Annotated in this window: 12 protein-coding genes; 5 read left to right on the forward strand and 7 right to left on the reverse strand. The window is 67.2% G+C overall.

What is annotated here, in order from left to right; genetic code table 11:
* Positions 1-259 precede the first annotated feature (259 nt).
* From ABD798_RS17775 to ABD798_RS17785, 3 genes are all read right to left on the reverse strand, one after another.
* Entirely contained in the window at positions 260-655 is a 396-nt protein-coding gene (locus tag ABD798_RS17775) for a hypothetical protein (RefSeq protein WP_344876122.1), read from the reverse strand.
* A gap of 190 nt (positions 656-845) precedes the next feature.
* A complete protein-coding gene (locus ABD798_RS17780) occupies positions 846-1,841 on the reverse strand; it encodes a PIN domain-containing protein (RefSeq protein ID WP_344876124.1) in 996 nt (331 codons plus the stop codon).
* Positions 1,842-1,978: 137 nt separating this feature from the next.
* Positions 1,979-2,338: a hypothetical protein gene (locus tag ABD798_RS17785; protein ID WP_344876126.1), complete on the reverse strand. Its 360-nt coding sequence runs from the start codon at positions 2,336-2,338 to the stop codon at positions 1,979-1,981.
* A gap of 144 nt (positions 2,339-2,482) precedes the next feature.
* Between ABD798_RS17785 and ABD798_RS17790 the strand changes: the two genes are divergently transcribed.
* Positions 2,483-2,914 (forward strand): DUF6283 family protein, encoded by a 432-nt coding sequence (locus ABD798_RS17790; protein WP_344876128.1) that lies wholly within the window; start codon positions 2,483-2,485, stop codon positions 2,912-2,914.
* Between the two features lie 51 nt (positions 2,915-2,965).
* Here ABD798_RS17790 and ABD798_RS17795 read toward each other — a convergent pair whose 3' ends face one another.
* The 4 genes from ABD798_RS17795 to ligD all read right to left on the reverse strand — a co-directional run bounded on the left by ABD798_RS17795 (position 2,966) and on the right by ligD (position 8,479).
* On the reverse strand, positions 2,966-3,280 hold the full coding sequence (locus tag ABD798_RS17795) for a hypothetical protein (protein WP_344876130.1): 315 nt from the start codon (positions 3,278-3,280) through the stop codon (positions 2,966-2,968).
* Positions 3,281-3,325: 45 nt separating this feature from the next.
* On the reverse strand, positions 3,326-4,522 hold the full coding sequence (locus ABD798_RS17800; protein ID WP_344876132.1) for an alpha-hydroxy-acid oxidizing protein: 1,197 nt from the start codon (positions 4,520-4,522) through the stop codon (positions 3,326-3,328).
* Positions 4,523-4,793: 271 nt separating this feature from the next.
* Positions 4,794-6,068 carry a DUF1173 family protein gene (locus ABD798_RS17805; RefSeq protein WP_344876134.1) on the reverse strand — a complete coding sequence of 425 codons (1,275 nt, stop codon included), beginning with the start codon at positions 6,066-6,068 and terminating at the stop codon, positions 4,794-4,796.
* A gap of 380 nt (positions 6,069-6,448) precedes the next feature.
* Positions 6,449-8,479: a DNA ligase D gene (ligD, locus tag ABD798_RS17810; protein ID WP_344876136.1), complete on the reverse strand. Its 2,031-nt coding sequence runs from the start codon at positions 8,477-8,479 to the stop codon at positions 6,449-6,451.
* Between the two features lie 378 nt (positions 8,480-8,857).
* On the opposite strand from ligD, the gene ABD798_RS17815 reads away from it, so the two are divergent.
* The 4 genes from ABD798_RS17815 (at position 8,858) to ABD798_RS17830 (ending at position 16,028) form a co-directional block, all read left to right on the forward strand.
* Positions 8,858-9,538: a hypothetical protein gene (locus ABD798_RS17815; RefSeq protein ID WP_344876138.1), complete on the forward strand. Its 681-nt coding sequence runs from the start codon at positions 8,858-8,860 to the stop codon at positions 9,536-9,538.
* Entirely contained in the window at positions 9,529-11,100 is a 1,572-nt protein-coding gene (locus tag ABD798_RS17820) for a DNA polymerase Y family protein (RefSeq protein ID WP_344876139.1), read from the forward strand. Before ABD798_RS17815 ends, ABD798_RS17820 begins: the two co-directional genes overlap by 10 nt.
* Complete coding sequence (locus tag ABD798_RS17825) at positions 11,100-14,438, forward strand: error-prone DNA polymerase (RefSeq protein ID WP_344876141.1); 3,339 nt, start codon at positions 11,100-11,102, stop codon at positions 14,436-14,438. The genes ABD798_RS17820 and ABD798_RS17825 overlap by 1 nt, the downstream gene beginning before the upstream one ends.
* Before the next feature lie 585 nt (positions 14,439-15,023).
* A complete protein-coding gene (locus ABD798_RS17830; RefSeq protein ID WP_344876143.1) occupies positions 15,024-16,028 on the forward strand; it encodes a hypothetical protein in 1,005 nt (334 codons plus the stop codon).
* Positions 16,029-16,541 lie beyond the last annotated feature (513 nt).

Raw genomic sequence — 16,541 nt, forward strand, 5'->3', positions numbered from 1 at the left:
CTGGAGCATGGGATCGAGGACGCCCGGGTGTGCTTGTACGGGGACGATTTCATGGTCGCGGCGACCGTGACCCGTCTGCTTCACAACGGCATCCCGATCGGTGAGCTGGTGCAGCTCACCGGGATGAGTCCCCGTTCCCTCCAGCCCCCTGTTCGAATGCTGGCCGGCGCCGCTACAGTCTCCTGGGCAACGCGCGCTCGCATTGCCCAGTCCTACAACGACACGACCCCACTCAGGGCCATCGTCGAGGCCGAGAATCTCACCTACTACACAGTCCGCACCGTCGTGCTCCAGGAATGCGGTCGGCTTCGACCTCGCGGTAGGCGACGGCACACCGCTGCCCGTCACCGCTGAGGTCTACGCCGATCGGTGCGCCCGGGTCGAGCGCGTGCTGCACGCCAGTAAAGGGTTGCTGGAGCCGCTGCTGGTACACGCAACCCACCTCGCCCGGCATCCCCGGGGCGGGTTCGGGATGTTGTCCTCCGCCGATGACCCCATCACCACCACCACGATCAGAAGCCTCTCCCTGCTGGAGAACCCTGTCCGCGACGTGGTCTGTCAGCTCGGCGCGATCCCAGGCATCACCGTCACCACGAGCAGCGCCGCCGCCCTGACCGCCACCGACGACCCGCACGCGCTCCTGCACCATCTGCACGGCATGGGAGCACTGGAGCCCGACGGCCGGGGCCGCTCGCTCGCCTTTGAAACCCTTCTCGCCAGCCCGCCGACAAGGCAAAGACGCAAAATCTTCCAGCGCTCCAGATACTCTTCTGCCGTCGTTGACGGAGAAGTCGTCTGGGGCGCCTATCGACTAAAGGGTCCGCCCCAGCTGGAACGGTGTCACTCTAGGTGTCAAGTGACCCCCACTCGTCGCCGAGGACCCATCTCAGCGTCGCGAGCGTACCGTTCCAATAACCCCAGTCGAATTCACTCTCCGGAATCAGTTCACTCTCTTCATACCACCCTTCTATTTTCTCCATTATTTTTTCAACACGCTCTGCGAGCCCGACGTGAAGGTCATCGATGCTATCTAGGCCCTCGTCGAGGTCTTGCTCCTCCTGAAGAACTCGCCGGAAGTACCAGATTCTCTGCCGGTATTCGTTGTGGGCTCCAACAATCTCTTGCAGGGCGCGCGGCTCTTGTTGAACTTTTTGGGTTTCAGTGACAAGTTCGGTGAACTCGTTGCCGAAGTGAGTAAGCAGTGCTTGCGTGAGCCCGTCGACATTGTGGTAATAAGAGGAACGGTCGCCGTCAAAGAAGCTATCCAGGTCAGGATGTGGTTTTCGCTGGTCACCGTTGGGGACGGAGAAGTCGTGGTGGTTGGCGGTGACGAAGCCGAACTTGTGCGCTGGGTCATGGCTGGCGCGGCATGCAGAGGCGTAGGTCTCCATGAGCAGCGCGTCGGCGACGCTGTTCTTGTTGAGGTGGAACGGAGCTCGCTTGGCCAGAGATCGGGCGATCACTGCGGCGTGGTCGTCTGCACTCGGCTCCAGGTGCCGCCCGTTCTGCAGCAGGTCTGCGATCTCGGAGAAGTTCTGGAGGGCGCGTGAGCTGAGGTAAGGGATCTGATGCGCCATCTCGTCGACCCACTGCCGCGTCTCACTGTTCGCGTAGGCGGACACGTCGTTGCGGAGCAGCCTGAAGCGTTCGTGGACACTTTTCGTGGCTGCCGCTTCAACTCGCGGACGGTTACGCTGGAACTCGTCCGTGATTATTTGAGGAACCAGCAACTCCAGGCTCTGCTGAAGCACAAGCAGTCGAATCGGAACGATCGTCAACTGGCCATCGCGGTTTTTCGCGAGATCAAGCCAGACCGAGGTATCCACTAATAGACTCAGCACGCTGTGATGCTACTGACGCGATCCGTGCTCGCGGCAGCTACCTGTCCGCACGCCAACCCGGATGCGTTGCTGTCACGGCGTTTGTCGCGCAACGTCGGCTTGCGAAGTCGATCCCGAGCGACGGTTCGGCGACTCGATCATCGGAGTGCCAGCGCGGTGATCTCCTTTTCCAGCTCGTGAGCGTCGACGAACAGGACACCGAAGCTGGAGAGGGCCTTGAGGACCGGCGATCGGTCCTGGTGAGCGTCGAAGAAGCCCCGGCAGACCGCAGGCTGGACGCGTCGGCGAGGGTCCAGGGTCTTGTGGCAAGGGACGAAGGTCTCGGCGGCTTGCTCCAGCAGTTCGCTCAGCCGACCCGCTCGCAGCATCGCCGGGTTGCCGGGGCGCAGGATGCAGGTGCCGCACTTGTCTCCCACGACGCGCATCCGCGCCGAGTCGCGATCGAGCAGCTCGATCGCGTGGATGACGCGGTCCTCGCCGAAGTGGTCCTCGTTCACATCGGGCAGCGTAGCCATCGGTCATCGCGTGGAGGTGGTGCTCGCCGCGCAGTTTAGGCACTTGCGTCCTCTGCGGCGGTGGTGACGTGCTCGCGGAGATCTGGCTCGATGACCATGATGGTCGCGACCGACGAGGAGAGGTCCGTGCCCGAGGAAGTGATCGACTACCGCCGGACGCCGTGCGACCTGTGCCCGTGGCGACGCGATGCCGACCTGGCGAAGTTCACCAGCGGCGATCGGGAGAAGCTCATTGCCTGCAACGGAACTCCGGGCAACGAGGCACCGATGCAGGCGCGGATGCTCTCGTGCCATCCGGATCAGCCGGGAACGCGGCATGCGATGCGGCTGTGCAAGGGCTGGCTCGTGGTGGTGGGCGAGCATCATCTTCAGGTCAGGATGCACCGCATCGCCGGGCGGCTGCCCGATGACGCAGTCGCGCCGGTCGATGGCGGCCCGGCGTTGTACTCCAGCCTGGCCGAGATGCTCGCTCACTGGCCCTCCGAAGACCAGGACACCGAGGCGGTCTCGCCGCCCGAACCTCGCGCATCAGCGCGGCTTCGGCGGCGGTCGAGCTGATCACCGCGCTCGCTGTTCGGTCACGGACGGCGGAGACGGGCGCCAGCAGGGTTAGCAGGCGTCGACGACCTCGTGGTACCAGGCCATGACCAACCGCTGCGGTTCGCCGCTGAGCGAGCTGGGGTGCGCCGCGTTCGCCCCGCTCCGCACCTGGCTCTGCTCGGTGGCGGGTTCGAGCACGATCTCGAACCGGGGCTCGCCGGCTGGCTCCGACGCGTCATCGGCGGGGAAGGCCAGCGGCACGCCCGCGTACAGCAGGTCCTCGAACAGGTCGCTGGCAGCCCAGTTCCGTTCGAGCTGTCCGCCGTGCTCTCGGAGACGAACCTCGGTCGCCGTGACCGTGATGAGTTCGCGGACCGGCTCCACCGCGCACCTCGCTTCCTGCCGCCCGTGGGCCAGCGATCATCCTGATCAGCAGATACTGCGCTCTCCGGAGTATTCCCGCACGACGTCGGCCGCGCGGAGGTCCTGGGCGGAGGCGACGCCGAGGTTGGCGATCGTGGCGTCCATCTCAGCGAGCACGCAGTCCAGCACGTGCCCGACCCCGTCCTGTCCGGCCACCGTGAGCCCCCAGAGCACGAGGCGACCGAGACCGACTGCGTCCGCGCCGAGCGCGAGCGCCATGACGACGTCGGCGCCGCTGCGCACGCCGCCGTCGACGAGCACGGGCACGTCGCCGTCGATCTCGTCCACGATCGCGGGCAGCAGGGAGAGCGTGGCCGCGGCGCCGTCGACCTGGCGCCCGCCGTGGTTGGACACAAACACCGCATCGGCGCCCGCGTTGACGGCCCGGCGTGCGTCGGAGGGGCGTTGGAGGCCCTTGACGATGAGCGGGCCGCGCCAGCGGGCCCGCAGGCGTTCCAGCGATTCCCAGGTTCGGCTGGCATCGGCGGACAGCTCTGACCACCGACGCGCTCGCTCGTCATGGTCCTGCGGGTTGTTCATCATGGCCAGGAACGCGGGGTCGGTGAGGATGTTGGTGGCGCCGACACCGTGCAGGAAAGGTAGGTAGGCGTGATCGAGTGCGGCGGGCCGCCATCCGAGGGTGGGCAGGTCCACGCCGATGATCAGGGTGTCGATCCCTGATTCCTGGGCGCGCGCGAGCATGCTGTCGATCACCGCATCGTTGTTGTGCCACAACAATTCCATCCAACGCACGCTGTCCGGAGCGGCGCGGGCCAGGTCTTCGACGCGGGTGCAGGCCATGGGTGAGATCGCCGTCGGCACGCCGCGCTCGGCCGCCGCCCGCACGATCGCGGTGTCGGCGTCGGGATGCGCCAGCGACAGACCTCCCATGGGGGACACGAACACCGGCGCCGCCATTCTGGTGCTGCATAACGTTGTTGCGTGGTCGCGGTGGGCAACGTTGTTCAGCACGGCGGGGGTCAGTTCGAGACGGTCGAAGGCGCCCCGGTTCGTGGCGACAGTACGTCCACGCCCGGCGCCGCCGTTGAGGTATCCCGCGTGCTCCGGCTGTAACGCCGCAAGGGCCATGCTCTCCAGCTCGGCGAGATCAGTCGGCAGGAGCGGCACTTCTCCTGTCCTGCCGCGCTGGTAGATCCCGTTGTGGATGCGCTCGAACCCGTTGGCTGCTCTCAGAAGTGACATCGCGCCCCCGTGACCGGGCGGACAGCTCCGACGTCGCATCAACCTCGCGGGTGGTGCTGCCGCCCTCCGTGTTGCTCATTGAACTGCATGGACTGGCGTCCACACTACGCCGAAGCACGGGAACTTCTGTTGGCACACAGAGGAAACGCGCGACCAGAGCAGGCCTACGTGACGGCCGATTCTTGTCACGCGTGACGCGCGCGAGCGCACGGCGCGGTCGTCTCCTCACCGTCGACCACTGCCACGGAGACGGGGCCTGCGAAGCGCGGGGCTACAGGGAGAGCTCCGGCAGGGGTTCGGCGACGTCCCATTCCAACAGGCGGCGTCCGGTGTCGTGGTAGATCTTCTGCTTGGCACGCTTGCGTTTCTCGTAACTGTCGCGTCCGGTCACGCCCCACACTTCGACGTAGGTCTCTGGGTCGGAGTCGATCAGCACGAAGTCCGGGAAGACGGCTTGGCCTTCGTAGCACAGTGGTTTGACGAACGTGCGGCCCGCCACGACGAGCGCGTCGGCCATGTCCGCTTCGTGCATCGAATCGACGGGAACGTAGGTCTGGGTGGTCAACATCGCCGCCAGTGCAATGACTTTCGCATGTCCGCCACGGCTGCGCTCGATCACGCACAGCACGATCTGACGACGCGGTGATGCGGCGACGGACTTGCCGAACACGTGCGGGTAGGACCTCCGCACGCGCTCCATCAACGGCGTGGTGGCGAACAACCCTCCGCGCTGATGGGCTAAGTGGATGCGTTCGCCGTACTGGCTCGGCTCCACCGATCGGATCTCGCCCAGCACGAGGCCGCGCAATCGCGTCCGACCCGCGGGAGCCAGCCGCGTGAGGAAGCGCGCCCATGCGGCGCTGTTCGCTTCTGCCTGTTCTCGGCGAAACGCCGGTGGAATCCACAGTGCTTCGATCCCTGCTCGGGCGTTGATCCGGCACGCGCGGGCTTGCTCGATCAACACGGCGCGACAGTCGCCCCAGGTTCGGGGGCGTGCACGGGGAACCCAGGTGTGCAGTCGCGCGGACTCCCACAGGAAGTGCAGCAGCGCCAACGGTCCGATCGCACTGCGCGTGTCGACGGCGGTCGTCTCTGGTGGTGTGGCGCGGTCTTTGGCTGGAATCGCGGAGGCACCGCGTACCAGCAGCGGTGTCGACAGCCGGATCGAGGTGCTGTCGTCGCTGGCGATGATGGCCGCGCTATGCTCACCGCGCCCGGATAGCGCGGAGTGGCTTCGGTACCAGGCACAATCGGGTGCGTGTTGGTGCCCGCTGGAAGGCCACGTCGCGAGATGGTATCGACCGCCAAGGCAACGAATCACCAAGCGCACCAACACGTCGCTACGACATAGGCACACCGCGTAGCCGATTTCGTTGCGTGCTCGGGTAAACAGGCCGGTGTAGCGACCCGGATGCTGCCGGACCGCCGCTACGGTGACGACACGATCCGCGAGACGAACGCGTGTTCCTTCGCTCTCGTCAACGAGAACGTCGGCACCCACAGGCGCTTGCGTCGCGCTGCTGAAGGATGACGAGTCGGATGACATCGGGCTCCTCTCGCCACGACGCCGAAGGCGCCAGTTGATGAGGCGTCCACGTCGATTGTCCCCCGCAGCAACCCTGTGCGCCACTCCCTCAGCGCCCTCGCCGCGCGACAACAGCGCTCAACGGTGCCGTCCGGCTTACGGAGCCTGGCCGAGATGCTCATGGCACGCCTGGAAGTTCGTCACGACTGACTGTCACGCAAGAGTCGTAGGTGACAGCGCCGCCGTGTCACAGCGTGACACCGGCGTGACCGTCGTTGTGACACCTCTCCCCAGGCCCGGTTGGGGTCGAGCCGACCACGGCGCTCGCGGGAACGGCGTGTGTCGCTGGAACCGTGCAGCACGGCGGGCTGGCCGGTGGTGCTGCCACGTCAGCACGCCGGTCACCGTCGCGGAAGCGGAGCGCGGGTGCGTGCAAGATCGGCAAAGTAGTCGCGTTGTTCCTCGACGCGGTTGAGAACATCGGCAGCGGTGAAAACCAGGTCACGTGCGCGGCGGCACGCGCGGACTTCCTCCCAGCTGATCGGTGTGGAGACGGTGGGGTGTTCGCGTCCGCGCAGTGAGTAGGGCGCGATGGTGGTCTTGGCGGGGTTGTTCTGACTCCAGTCGATGAACACCCTGTCCACGCGCAGGCTCTTTGCCATCTTCGCCACCACCCGCTCCGGGGTCTCGCGAGCAAGCTGCTGCGCGAGGGCTTTGGCGTAGGCGGAGGGTTGGGCGGGGTCGGCGGTGATGATCCCAGCGTAGATCTGGAGTCCTTTCGAGCCGCTGGTTTTCGCGACCGGCGTGAGCCCGTCGGCGGTGAGGATCTCGTGCAGGCGCTCGGCGACTCGGGCGCACTCGACGATGGTCGCGCCGTCGCCGGGGTCGAGGTCGAACAGTAGCCGATCCGGCGGACGCCGCACCGGGCCGGGGCCGACTGTCCATTGAGGAACGTGCAGTTCGAGCGCGGCGAGGTTGGCCGCCCACACCAGCGCGGGCAGGTCCTCGATCAGCGGGTAGTCGATCGTGTCTTCGCCCTCGGTACGTGAGCTGCGGTGCGGCAGCCGCACGGTCGGCAGCCAACTCGGCGCACCGAAAGGTGCGTTCTTGGCGAAAAACTGTTGCCCACCAACACCGTCCGGGAAGCGGATCATGGTGATCGGTCGCCCGGCAAGGTGTGGAAGCAGGACCGGGGCGATGCGGGTGTAGTAGTCGATGACCTCGGCCTTGGTGAACCCGGCGGTGGGGTAGAGGACTTTGTCCAGATTGGACAGTGAAAGGTGTCGTGTCCCGACCCGCACGGTGATCCTCTCCCCCACAACCGGTTCCGGTGCTCGCGGCGCGGAAGCTGGTGCTCGCGGTGGCGCGGGGGATGAGTGGGAACGCGGCAGAACGGCGTCGGCAACGGTGATGTCGTCTCGGATGCCTCGCCAGCTGGCGTGCCGCAGCCGCGGTTCCCCGGAAGTGAAACGCCGGTACCTGACCTCCCCGATCACGACCGGGTCGACCCACTGCGCGCCCCTCACCTGATCCCGAGGCGGCTCCGCCGCGAACGGATGTCTCGCCCGCGCCAACGGCACCAGGCGGGCGTGCATGTCGTGGCGGGCGGCGTCGCTGAACCCGGTCCCGACGTCACCGATGTAGAGCAGGTCGCCGGTGGTCGGGTCTTGGGCGCCGAGCAGCAGTCCGCCGAGCATCCCCGCGAACCGGCCCTTGCCCTGCCGCCACCCGCACACGAGAACGCTCTGCACATGGGTTGTGGGGTGCTTGAGCCACACCTCGGAGCGCTGGTCGGGAAAGTACAAGCCGGACCGGTGCTTGGCCATCAGGCCTTCGAACCCGGCGGCGCTGACACGGTCGAGCAGTGCCTGTGGTGTCACGCGATCAGCGGCCAGCTTCTCGTGCGGGAACGCCGTCACCACCGATGCCTGGTACGGATCGGGCATCGGAAGCTGCTCCAGCAGCGCCCGCCGGTGTTCATAAGGCTTGCGCACCAACACATCCGCCCCCAGGCGCAGTAAATCGAAGGCGAGGTAGCGGACCTCCACGGGGTCCTCGAACGGGTCACCGGGATGGCGTTTGGCGTGTTTGCGGTAGCGGCCTCGCCGCTCCTGCAGCGCGTCGAAGTCGACTCGGCCGTCGGTGTCGTAGACGACGATCTCGCCGTCGAGCACCGCTTCCCGACCTTCCAGCCCTGCGGCAAGGACACCGCACAGCGCCGAGAACTCCGTGGTGAGGTCGTTGCCGTTGCGGCTGGTGAGTGCCGTCGCCCCGTTCGCGGCGATTCTCATCGCCGCTCGGTACCCATCGAGCTTGGCCTCGTAGATCCACTGTGGACCCACCGTTAGATCTGGGCTGCCTGGGGAGGCGAGCATCGGCGCGATCCATTCCGGCACGCCTGAGCGCTCGCTCGTGTTCGGCTCGACTGCCATGCCGACCTCCGCCGCCCCACCAGACGCGACGCCCGCAGGGTTGCCAGCTCGGTGTCCTGGGTGCTCGACGGTAACTCGGCTGCCCCGATCCTGCCGCGTCAGCGCAGGTGAACCCCGGTGCACCACCCCACAGGGCCACATGGGCGGTGTCAGGAGCCGGTGACGGCCTCGATCAGTTCGACTGGCGAGCCCCACGCGGTCACGGGGTGACTGGTCGGTAACTGCTGGTCACTGGCCGTCCACGATGGCCTGATCGACTTGACGACTCCGCAACTCAGCGTTTAACTGAGGCCAGTCAATCGAACACTAGTTCGAGCAGATCGCCGACTTCCCCTCGGCGGGTGTGCTCGCGTCCGCGCGCGCCCTGGAGGAGTTCAGGTGTCTGAGCCGTTGCCGGTGCTGGCCGGTGTCCGTCCGGCGTCCAGTGAGGACGTCGCGGGCAGCGTGTTGCCGGTGGCTCCCGTGATCCGACCTGTGTTGCCGTGGCCGGGTTTGCGGCGTGGTGCGACGATCACGGTGTCCTCGATGGCGTTGCTGTTCACCCTTCTTGCTCCGGTGACCGCCGCTGGTGGTTGGGCGGCGGTGGTCGGCATGCCCACCGTGAGCGTGGTGGCCGCGGCCGAGGCCGGGGTGGTGGTGGAGCGGATGCCGCTGGTCCCCAGACCGGGTGACGCGCTGGGCGCGGTCGTGGACGCGTTGGTCGACGGGATGGACGTCGTCGCGGTCGCTGGCCTCATCGGGTTGCGGCCGCAGGAGATCCGCAAGGTCACCGCCCGCGCGCGGCAGCGCGGCACGGTGCTGATGTCGGTGCACGCCCAGGACCGGTGGCCTGGCGCGGATCTGGAGCTGCGGCTGGCGGGCGGTCGGTGGCGCGGGCTCGGCGCAGGGCACGGCCACCTGCTCGCACGGGAGGTTGAGGTGCGGGCGAGCGGTCGGGGTGCGGCGGCGCGTCCGCGCTCGACGAGCGCGTTGCTGCCAGGCCCGGGTGGTCTGGTCGCCGAGGCCACGGTGACGTGGGGACGTGGTGCGGCGGCGGTGGTGGGGCCGGGATGCGCCTGATCGCGGTGTGGTGCCCGGATTTTCCGGCGGTCGCCGCCGCCCACGCGGGCGGCCACGATGCGCGCTCGCCGGTCGCGGTCACCGATTCGAACAAGATCGTGGTGTGCACGGCTTCCGCTCGCGCTCACGGTGTCCGGCGGGGGCAGCGACTGCGGGAGGCGCAGACACTGTGCCCGGACCTGGTCGTGGTCTCGGCTGACGGTGAGCGGGACGCGGCGGCGATCGAGCCGGTCGCCGCGGCGGTCGAGGAGGTAGTGGCGGGCGTGGAGATCCTGCGCCCTGGCCTGCTCGTGCTCGCCGCCTCCGGGCCCGCCCGCTACTACGGCAGCGAGGAAGCAGCCGCCGAGCGGCTGGTCGACGCGGTGGAGGCCACCGGGGTCGACAGCGTTCAGGTGGGGATCGCCGACACCGTGTTCGCCGCAACGGTGGCGGCCCATCACGGTCTGCTCGTCCCACCCGGGACTACGCCGGAGTTTCTGGCGCCGTTGGGGATTCGGGTGCTGGATCAGCCGAGCGAGCCGCGCGCACGCTGGCCAGAGTTCCTCGATCTGTTGTCTCGCTTGGGCATTCGCACCCTGGGCGAGTTCGCCGCGCTCCCGGTCTCGGATGTGTCCACGCGGTTCGGGCCTCAGGGCACGGTAGCGCATCAGCGGGCTCGGGGCGCCGATGAGCACGCTCCGCACCGCCGCACCCCGCCCGCTGATCTCAGCGTCCACGAGGAGTTCGACCCGGCGTTGGAACGGGTCGATGTCGCCGCGTTCGCCGCGAAACGCCTCGGCGAGCAACTCCACGGCGAGTTGGCGGGGCGGGGGTTGGTGTGCACGCGGCTGGCGATCCGCGCGACCACCGAGCTGGGCGCACAGCGGGAGCGGATCTGGCGGTGCGCTGAACCGCTCACCGTGGCGGGGATGGTGGATCGGGTGCGGTGGCAGCTAGACGGGTGGCTGCGAGTGAGCGGGCCCGGCGCGCTCGGCAGCGGCATCACCGTCCTGCACCTGGAACCCACCGAAGTCCTCGCCGGAACGGCCCTGCAACTCGACCTGCTCACCAACAGCACGGAAAGCGATGCGGCGGAACGGGCGGGGCGGGCGATGGTGCGCGTACAGGGCATCCTCGGCGCCGACGGCGTCCAGCTCCCACTGCTCGGCGGCGGCCGTACCCCGCAGGACGCGGCCACCCTCGTGCCGTGGGGCGATGCGCGTGACCCCGATCCACGCGCTGAGTTGCCGTGGCCGGGCCGGATGCTGCCACCCACCCCGACCACGCTGGTCCCCGGTAAACCCGTCGCCGGGTTGTTCGCCGACGATGGTTCGCCGGTGCGGGTGGTGCGCAGCGCCCTCAACGCGCCACCGGCCACCGTGCAGCTCACGGGTTTCCCGCGCCGCCGCGTGCTGGCATGGGGACCCGTGTGGCCGCTGTGGCAACAATTCTGGTCCCCCGAGGTCGAGCAGGTGAGCTTCCGGCTCCAGCTCACCTGCGACACCACCGGCGAGGACGGGGAGCTGGCGGTGCTGCTCGGCGGCGACGGACAGCGGTGGTGGCTGGACGGGATCTACCAGTAATGGCGTGGCACAACCCACCCGTCCCGTGGTCTGAGTTCGAGGCCGCGCTCTCCGGCACCCGCACACCCCCACCAGATCCTGGACCCGGTGTCGCGTCGCCGGCTCGCGCGCCGAGCCCGGATGGACCGGTGGTGCCGTACGCGGAGTTGCACTGCCACTCCCACTACAGCTTCCTGGACGGGGTGTCCTCCCCCGAGGACCTCGTCGACGAAGCCGTCCGGTTGGGCTTGACCGGGGTGGCGTTGACCGATCACAACGGGCTTTACGGCGCCCCGTATCTCGCGGCTGCTGCGAGAAACCGTGGGCTGGCAACGGTGTACGGCGCGGAACTCTCCCTTGGCCTGGACGCACCGCAGGGCGGGGTAGTTGATCCGGGCGGGCAGCACCTGCTGGTCCTGGCGCGCACCGCCGACGGCTACCGTTCCCTCGCGGCGACGATCACCGCCGCCCAGCTCGCGGGTTTCCGCGAACCCGACGACCACCCGGCGCCCGCCGCCGACCGAGCGGTGAAAGGCCGTCCGGTCTACAACGTCGACGAGCTGGCCGGGCGTGCGGGCGGGGAGTGGCTGGTGCTCACCGGCTGCCGCAAAGGCACCGTCCGCACCGCCCTCGCCCACCACGGGGTCGAGGCCGCCGCCGACGAGCTGGCGCGGTTGACCGTCATGTTCGGGCGGGACAACGTCGCGGTCGAGCTGACCGACCACAACCTCCCCGGGGACACCGTCCGCAACGACCTGCTCGCCGAACTCGCAGCGCGGGCGCGGCTGCCGGTCGTGGCCACCAACGCCGTGCACTACGCCACCCCCGACAAGTTTCGGCTCGCCGCCGTGGTGGCCGCGATCCGTGCCCGCCGCCCCCTCGATGACCTCGACGGTTGGCTCCCACCCGCGCCCGCGGCTTACCTGCGCTCCGGCGCGGAGATGGCCGACCGCTTCTCCCGCTACCCCGGTGCCGTCGCGCGCACCGCCCAGATCGCCGGTGAGTGCGCGCTCGACCTCACCATCCTCGCCCCACCACTTCCCCGTTTCCCTGTCCCTGCAGGGGAATCCGAGGACAGCCATCTGCGCGTGCTCGCCTACGCCGGAGCCGCGCACCGCTACGGGCCCCGCGCTGAGCACGAGAAGGCCTACGCGCAGATCGATCACGAACTCGACGTAATCGCTGCCCTCGGGTTCGCCGGATACTTCCTGGTGGTAAACCGCATCGTCGAATTCTGCCGCACAGAAGGCATTCTGTGTCAGGGGCGGGGTTCGGCGGCGAACTCCGCGGTCTGCTACGCCCTCGGCGTCACCAACGCCGACCCCATCGCCGCCAAACTCCTGTTCGAGCGGTTCCTGTCGGCAGCGCGGGACGGGCCACCGGACATCGACATCGACATCGAGTCCGACCGCCGCGAAGAAGTCATCCAATACGTGTACCGCACCTACGGGCGTTCGCACGTCGCCCAGGTCGCCAACCTGATCACCTACAAAGCGCGTTCGGCGATCCGGGACGTCGCCAAGGCCTTGGGTTACGCCACTGGCCAGCAGGACGCGTGGGCGAAGCAGCTGGACCATCACCGCACTGTCCCCACGGATGAGTCCACACAGGACAGTGAGCCCGGGGCCGGTGAAGCGGAAGGGATTCCGCCGCTCGTGCTGGAGCTGGCCGCGCAACTGGAGGGCGCACCGCGTCACCTGGGTATCCACTCCGGCGGCATGGTCATCACCGGCACCCCCATCGGCGAGATCTGTCCCGTGGAGAACGCGACCATGCCCGGACGCACCGTCCTGCAATGGGACAAAGAAGGCTGCGCCTGGGCCGGGCTGGTGAAGTTCGACTTGCTGGGCTTGGGAATGCTCTCCGCGCTGCACTACACCGTCGACCTCATCGCCGACTACCACGGCACCGCCATCGACCTCGCGCGCCTGGACCTCGCCGACCCCGACGTCTACGCCGCTGCCCGGAAAGCCGACACCATCGGCGTTTTTCAGATCGAGTCCCGCGCGCAGATGTCCACCCTGCCCAGGCTGAAACCGGAGACCTTCTACGACCTCGTCGTCGAAGTCGCATTGATCCGGCCCGGCCCGATCCAGGGCGGCTCCGTCCACCCCTACCTCCGCCGCCGCGACGGCACAGAACCGGTCACCTACGCCCACCCCTCGCTACGCGGCGCGCTGGAGAAAACCCTGGGTATCCCGCTGTTTCAGGAACAGTTGATGCAGATGGCCATCGACTGCGCGGGCTTCTCCCCCGCCGAAGCCGACCAACTGCGGGGTGCGATCGGCGCGAAACGCTCCCACGCCAAAGTCGAAGCGCTCCGGCAGCGCTTCCGCGACGGCGCCGCCCGCCTGCACGACATCAACACCACACTCGCGAACGCGATCTTCGACAAGCTCGCCGCGTTCGCCTCCTACGGGTTTCCTGAGTCGCACGCGATCTCTTTCGCGCACATCGTCTTCGCCAGCCTGTGGCTCAAATGCCATTACCCCGCACCGTTTCTCGCCGGGCTCCTGCGCGCTCAACCGACGGGCTTCTACTCGCCACAGTCCCTGGTCGCCGACGCACGCCACCACGACGTCACCATCCGCCGACCCGACATCAACCTCAGCGCCACCCACGCCTCCCTAGAACCATTACTGCCCAAAGACTCCACACCCGCCGTACGACTCGGCCTGGCGTCGGTGCGCACGATCAGCGAGGACCTCGCCGAGGCGATCACCGCCGAACGCGACCGGAACGGGCCGTACCGCAGCATGGCTGATCTCGCCGAACGCATCCGACTCACCACACCCCAAGCCGAAGCCCTTGCCACAGCAGGAGTCTTCACCCCCTTCGGGCTCTCCCGCCGCGCAGCACTCTGGGCCGCCGGGCCAGCCGCCGCGCACCGCCCCGGGCATCTCCCGGGAACCACGACCGGGGACACCGCGCCGAGCCTGCCGGGTATGAGCGCGGCGGACTTGCTCGTCGCCGACGTGTGGGCCACCGGCATCTCACCCGACACCCACCCCGTGGAATTCGCCCGCGACTACCTCAACCGCATCGGAGCCCGCGCCGCCACCACCCTCGACGACATCCCTGACGGCACAAGGATTCTCGTCGCCGGACTCGTCACCCACCGACAACGCCCACCCACAGCAGGCGGAATGACTTTCTACTCCCTGGAGGACGAAACAGGTGTCGTCAATGTCGCCGCTGCCGCGGGTGTCACCGCGCGGAACAAGCAGGCCGCTCGACGGAGTCCGGCGCTGCTCGTGCGCGGCGTCCTCCACCGCGCGGGCGGGGCCGTGACGATCAGCGCAGACCGGTTGGAGAACCTGCCTGTTCGCGCGGCTGGGGAGAGCCGCTCGTACAGGTAGGAGCGGCTCGCGTCGCTGCGCAAGTGCAGGATGTCACCATCGATGTACACGGACTTCGATGGTTCGGTCCACGGTGTCATCGATCGGCCGTTTCTGCTGCAGCAGAACGTGTCCACCACTCATCGGCAGGTGCCAGACTTCTGGTGCCGCGCCTCGCCAGGGCGTCGGGCAGTCCGGAGGGGGCAGGGTGTAGACGGCGGAGTGGTGTTCTTGTGGTCGGTGACCGTTTCTACCCGTCGATCTCGGTGTCCCCGAGGGGGTTGACGGACTCCAAGTGGAGTGCCGACACGCTGGAAGGCGGCTGCAAAACCCCGTGTCGTTCAACGGATCATGAGCGGGGCGAGGGAAAGATGGTGGGATGAACCGCTCACGGTCCGCTCAACTCCTGCATGTGGACCTTGAGGTCGGTTGCCCCGAGTGCACGTACCCGATCTGGATGCACTGGGCGGAGATAGTCGCCGAGACGACGATCCGCTGCCCCTGCTGCCGGACCCTCGTCCGCATGGTCGACCAGGACGGCCGCGCCCAAACCCTCGGCGCTGACCTTGAGAGCCAATTTGACCAGGCAATGAAAGGATTGTTCCGGTGAGATATCAGCAGGATCTTCAAGTGAAGCTCCGGCAGCGGTACCGCAAGATTGCAACCGCGACGTTCAGTTGTGCTTCCTACGAGGTCCGTCTGACCGTCGAGTGGATCGAGAACCAGCCTGCACTACGCGCGATCCTCGCCGATGCTGCGCTGGTGGAGCCCGACATCGACACCGATGCCTTCCTCCAGAGCTTTGATCACATGCGTGGCGCCTTGACGTGGCCAAGCAGGACAGAAGAAGGGCGCGTCGCTCTGGTCTGGCAGTTGATGAAACACCACGCTGCCGCCGACGCGACCGGCAACGGACAAAATCTCACGATGAAGTATGGACGTGGAACAGGTTTTGGCGAGCGGGGAATGGATGCCATGTGGCAAACATTCCCTGAGCAGGTGATCCGACCCTTGATTGATTTCCTCGATGAGCAGATCGGTGATCAAGGTAGCGTTCTTTACATCCTTGAGCGGTATGTGCACACCGTTGAGTGGTTCGACCGCAGCGTGCTTCACGACGCTTTCGTGGCCAACAAGTCGAACGGCGAGGAAGTCTACAACCTCAGCTTGCAGCGGTACCTTTTCCAGGAAGGCAATTACGTCACCCACGCCAAGGCTCGTTCCGCCTCCGGCGAACCCGACCTCATCGGCGAACTCGACAGCGACGATCCGCTCATCTGCGAAGGGAAGATTTTTGACGGTCGCGGAAAGTCATATATCGCCAGGGGATTTCACCAGGTCATTAAGTACGCCCACGACTACAAGAAGAACATCGCCTACCTGGTCGTGTTCAACATGACCGAAAAGCTGCTGCAGTTCCCCGCCGACGAGCCCGCTCGCGCCTGGCCTCCCTTCGTCGAACTGGCGGGAGTCCGGGTCTACTTCGTCGGCATCCGAGCGTTCCCGGGCCTCACCGCCAGCAAGGCGGGTAAGGCCACCACGGTAACGATCACGCGCGACGACCTCACCAATCCCGACCTGGCTGTCGGTGACGGCGAAACGGCGGTCTGATCAAAGAGCGACACACCGGGCACCACCCTATGGCGACACCTCTCGCGGCAGGGACATGCCCACCTCCATCGGTGCCGCGTCCGCGTTGATGTCACTCCGGCGAGTTCCAGAGGTATTCCACACATACGAGGAGTCCACTGTGGACAGGATGGCGTCGCGGGCGCGTGCTCCTGCCTGACGCGGCCACTCCGGCATCGGCATGGGCTTTCCTCAAAGGCAAGCCCCACTGGGGTCAGCACTGATGAGGCTCACGCTCACCGCCTCTATCAGGACAACCGTCCCGAGCGCCCGTAACGCGTGCGACCGGACCTTGCTGGGAGGGTTGCGGTAGGCCATCACCTACACCGATGTTGGAGTTGACCAACCTCAACCCCTTGCCGCCCGCTCGTCATCCGCAGCGTGGTCGTGAACGAAGACTTGGCCGCTAATTCCGACGCCCATCCCGTGCGCGGGTACGACCCGATGAGGGAAATCGGTTGGGGTTGACTCACCACTACCTGTGGGTTGGAGTGA

The sequence above is a fragment of the Allokutzneria multivorans genome (genome assembly GCF_039537405.1).
In the GTDB taxonomy this organism is placed as follows: Bacteria; Actinomycetota; Actinomycetes; order Mycobacteriales; family Pseudonocardiaceae; genus Allokutzneria; species Allokutzneria multivorans.

What these genes read in the sequence shown, in the direction of transcription:
- ABD798_RS17800 (WP_344876132.1), bottom strand. Translation starts at nt 4,522, where the DNA reads ATGTCACTTCTGAGAGCAGCCAACGGGTTCGAGCGCATCCACAACGGG.
- ligD (WP_344876136.1), bottom strand. Translation starts at nt 8,479, where the DNA reads ATGGCAGTCGAGCCGAACACGAGCGAGCGCTCAGGCGTGCCGGAATGG.
- ABD798_RS17825 (WP_344876141.1), top strand. Translation starts at nt 11,100, where the DNA reads ATGGCGTGGCACAACCCACCCGTCCCGTGGTCTGAGTTCGAGGCCGCG.
- ABD798_RS17820 (WP_344876139.1), top strand. Translation starts at nt 9,529, where the DNA reads ATGCGCCTGATCGCGGTGTGGTGCCCGGATTTTCCGGCGGTCGCCGCC.
- ABD798_RS17805 (WP_344876134.1), bottom strand. Translation starts at nt 6,068, where the DNA reads ATGTCATCCGACTCGTCATCCTTCAGCAGCGCGACGCAAGCGCCTGTG.